We start from the raw sequence: 2,935 nt of genomic DNA, 5'->3' as shown, positions 1-2,935 counted from the left end.
TTTGGTCATATGAAGGACGTTGTATTATCTGAAAGAACAGAAACACTACAAGATCTTTGGTATGCAGTTGAAGATTATATTGAATTTTACAACAATCGTCGCTATCAGAAAAAATTAAAAAAGATGACCCCGACAGCTTATCGGGATCATCTTTTGTGGGTAGCGTAACTCTCTTTTTTTATTTGTTCAGTTTTCGGGTAGAGATTCACTCTCCTGCTTCTAATGGTCTCAAATTTTTATGCTAGAAAGTTAATTTTAGAATTCACATCATAACGTGTTGATTCAGTTGGTTCTTCGCCTGGTTTACCAATTGAAATTGCCATGATAGGCACGAAACGCTCATTATCAAGGTTTAAAGTTGCAACTAAGTCTTTTGAATTATAGCCTGCCCATGGATTCGCTTCATATCCGTGTGCTCTAGCAACCAATAATAATTGCATTGCTAACATTGAACTGTCTAAGGTAGCATCTTGAATTAAAAAGTCGCGATCAGCTTTCTCATACATTGGTAAAAATGAATTGAAGATGTCGTCTAATTTTTCTTTGGTAATTCTGCCCTCTTCATACACTTTGGTCCAAACTTCGCGATAAACTTTATGTGAGTGAATATCGCCTAATATAAAGATTGTAACTGGTGCTGTTTCTAATTGGGGATAGTTAAACGGCATCGTGACTGCTTTGACTTTGTTACGAGCTTCTTCATTATCAACGACGACAAAGTGCCATGCTTGTAAGTTACATGCGGATGGTGTAATTGTCGCTTCATCTAACATTTCGACGATTTCATCACGACTGATATTTTGACTAGGGTCAAATCGACGGTATGAACGACGATTGAATACGATATCTTTATAGTCATTATTAACATAATCTTTTGCTAAAAATTTCTCTCTCATGAAAACACTCTCCTTTTCTTATAAATTAATTTTATCGCTAAGCTGGTGGATTTGCAATGAATTTGTGAAAAGTTTAACAATTTATTTAAAATAAATATGAGACCAGATAGACACTTGTGATATGCTCCCCCTAAAGTAGACACTTAATAAAATAAGTCTACTTTAGGGGGAGTTTATTTATGACCAGAAAAATATATTCTGCTGATATTTTAGAAAATTATATTCTAATATTTATTGAAGATGGCATAAGTTTTCCAACTCTGGTAGAAAAGTATGGGTTATCGATGCATAACACCATATTCTACCAATATGTTAATAAATATTGAGAGTATGGTTTAGCAGCCTTACAATCTCGAAAATATAATAATTCATACTCTGAAGAACTTAAACTAAAAGTGGTGGAGGCTTATCTTAATAATGAAGGATCTCTTCGAGATTTGGCTTTAAGATTTAATGTGCCTGCTGTATCAACTGTAAGTTATTGGATAATGAAGTATACTGAGGGTAAAGAAAATAAAAAATATAGTGCGAAACCTGAGGTATACAATATGAAATCTAGAAAAACCACGACTTCAGAGCGACTAGAAATAGTCAAAGATTGTTTAGTTAATAGCTTATCATATACGCAAACAGCTGAGAAATACCAGGTATCTTACAATAATGTTTACTCATGGGTACAAAAGTATAAAATGCATGGACCTGATGGTCTTATTGACGGGCGTGGTCGCAGAAAACCATCTACAATTCAAACTGAAACGGAACAGTTACGAACAGAAATTGCCGCTCTAAAGGCTAAAAATGAGTATCTTACAACAGAGAATGCTGTATTAAAAAAACTCGACGAGATAGAAAGAAGGTCGATATTAAAAGAACACGATATGAAGCGGAATTTCAAACCATTTCTTACCTCAAAGAAAAAGGATTTAAAATAATGTTACTATGTCAAGTATTAGGCGTTAGTCGTGCTGGATACTATAAGTGGTTAAAACGAAAGCCAACGGCTGAAGAAATTCGTATCAATAATATTATTCAGACAATTATTGATGTGAATGAAGAAGTTGATGGTATTTACGGATGTAGGAGAATGACTATCTATATGAACCACTTTTGTGAGGAGAAAGCGAATCATAAGTGTGTATATAGAGTTATGTCTCATCTAGGCATTAAATCAGTTATTCGAAAGAAACGATATCGCTATAAACCTCATAAGCCAAAAAATATTGCTGAAAATGTATTAAACCGGGAATTTAAAAAAGCTTATAGAGCCAAAGAAGTATTGCTAACTGATGTAACAGAATTAAAATACAGTAACCATTCTAAGGCATACTTGAGTGCAATTCTTGATTATGGTGGAAAGAAGATTATTGCCTGGAAATTAGGTACATCCAATAATAATCATCTTGTAGCCGAAACATTTAATCAAATTGAAAATCAACTATTACCACATAAGACATTCATTCATAGTGATCGTGGTTACCAATATACTTCGCATTGGTTTAAAGAATATGTGGAAAGAAATAAAGTTATTCAAAGTATGTCAAGACCAGGTTATTGCATTGATAACGGGCCTATGGAAAGTTTCTGGGGCATCCTTAAGGATGAATGTTATAGAAGAAAGCACTTTGAAACTTTTGAAGACCTAGAGGATGCTATTAATACTTACATTGAATTCTATAACTCAAAACGGGTTTCTTTGTCTATGGGGTTAAAGATACCAGTGAATACTAAATAGATACTTTATTAGATTTTAAAATGACTAAAGTTGTTGCAGTTCGTTAAGTGATGACACTTTTGCTTAGGATATATAATCGATGAATCCCGATTATATATCCTAAGGCAAAGAGACAAAAAATAGCTAACTGTAAAAAACTATTTGTATTTTGTAATTAAAAAAAGACTAGATAATTCTAGTTGAACCCCTACCAATAAACTGAACAAATAAAAAAGAACATTATACTGCCCACAAAAGATGATCCCGATAAGCAGTCGGGGTCATCTTTTTTAATTTTTTCTGATAACGATGATTGTTGTAAAATTCA

At 33.2% G+C, this 2,935-nt stretch carries 5 protein-coding genes; 3 read left to right on the top strand and 2 right to left on the bottom strand.

Features of this window, described 5'->3' with window-relative positions:
• Positions 1-9 precede the first annotated feature (9 nt).
• Entirely contained in the window at positions 10-168 is a 159-nt protein-coding gene (locus B9P78_RS10765) for an IS3 family transposase (RefSeq protein ID WP_369824397.1), read from the top strand.
• A gap of 68 nt (positions 169-236) precedes the next feature.
• Here the strand turns inward: B9P78_RS10765 and B9P78_RS09405 are convergent, their stop codons facing one another.
• Complete coding sequence (locus B9P78_RS09405) at positions 237-896, bottom strand: nitroreductase family protein (protein ID WP_094519170.1); 660 nt, start codon at positions 894-896, stop codon at positions 237-239.
• 395 nt (positions 897-1,291) lie between these two features.
• Here B9P78_RS09405 and B9P78_RS09400 point away from each other — a divergent pair, with 395 nt between their 5' ends.
• Together B9P78_RS09400 and B9P78_RS09395 are read left to right on the top strand one after the other, a co-directional pair.
• Complete coding sequence (locus B9P78_RS09400) at positions 1,292-1,828, top strand: transposase (protein ID WP_369824396.1); 537 nt, start codon at positions 1,292-1,294, stop codon at positions 1,826-1,828.
• Positions 1,828-2,628: an IS3 family transposase gene (locus B9P78_RS09395; protein WP_094519168.1), complete on the top strand. Its 801-nt coding sequence runs from the start codon at positions 1,828-1,830 to the stop codon at positions 2,626-2,628. Before B9P78_RS09400 ends, B9P78_RS09395 begins: the two co-directional genes overlap by 1 nt.
• Before the next feature lie 219 nt (positions 2,629-2,847).
• On the opposite strand, the gene B9P78_RS10760 is transcribed toward B9P78_RS09395, so the two are convergent.
• The coding region (locus B9P78_RS10760) for an IS3 family transposase (RefSeq protein ID WP_148138560.1) at positions 2,848-2,935 on the bottom strand (88 nt) is incomplete at its 5' end.

The sequence above is a fragment of the Aerococcus sp. 1KP-2016 genome, from assembly GCF_002252085.1.
In the GTDB taxonomy this organism is placed as follows: domain Bacteria; phylum Bacillota; class Bacilli; order Lactobacillales; family Aerococcaceae; genus Aerococcus.
The sequence above is the reverse complement of the archived record's forward strand: the minus strand, read 5'-3'. Positions and strand labels throughout refer to the sequence as shown.

Bases quoted from the DNA above. Each gene is read 5' to 3' on its own strand.
- B9P78_RS10765 (WP_369824397.1), top strand. From the start codon at position 10: ATGAAGGACGTTGTATTATCTGAAAGAACAGAAACACTACAAGATCTT.
- B9P78_RS09405 (WP_094519170.1), bottom strand. From the start codon at position 896: ATGAGAGAGAAATTTTTAGCAAAAGATTATGTTAATAATGACTATAAA.
- B9P78_RS09395 (WP_094519168.1), top strand. From the start codon at position 1,828: ATGTTACTATGTCAAGTATTAGGCGTTAGTCGTGCTGGATACTATAAG.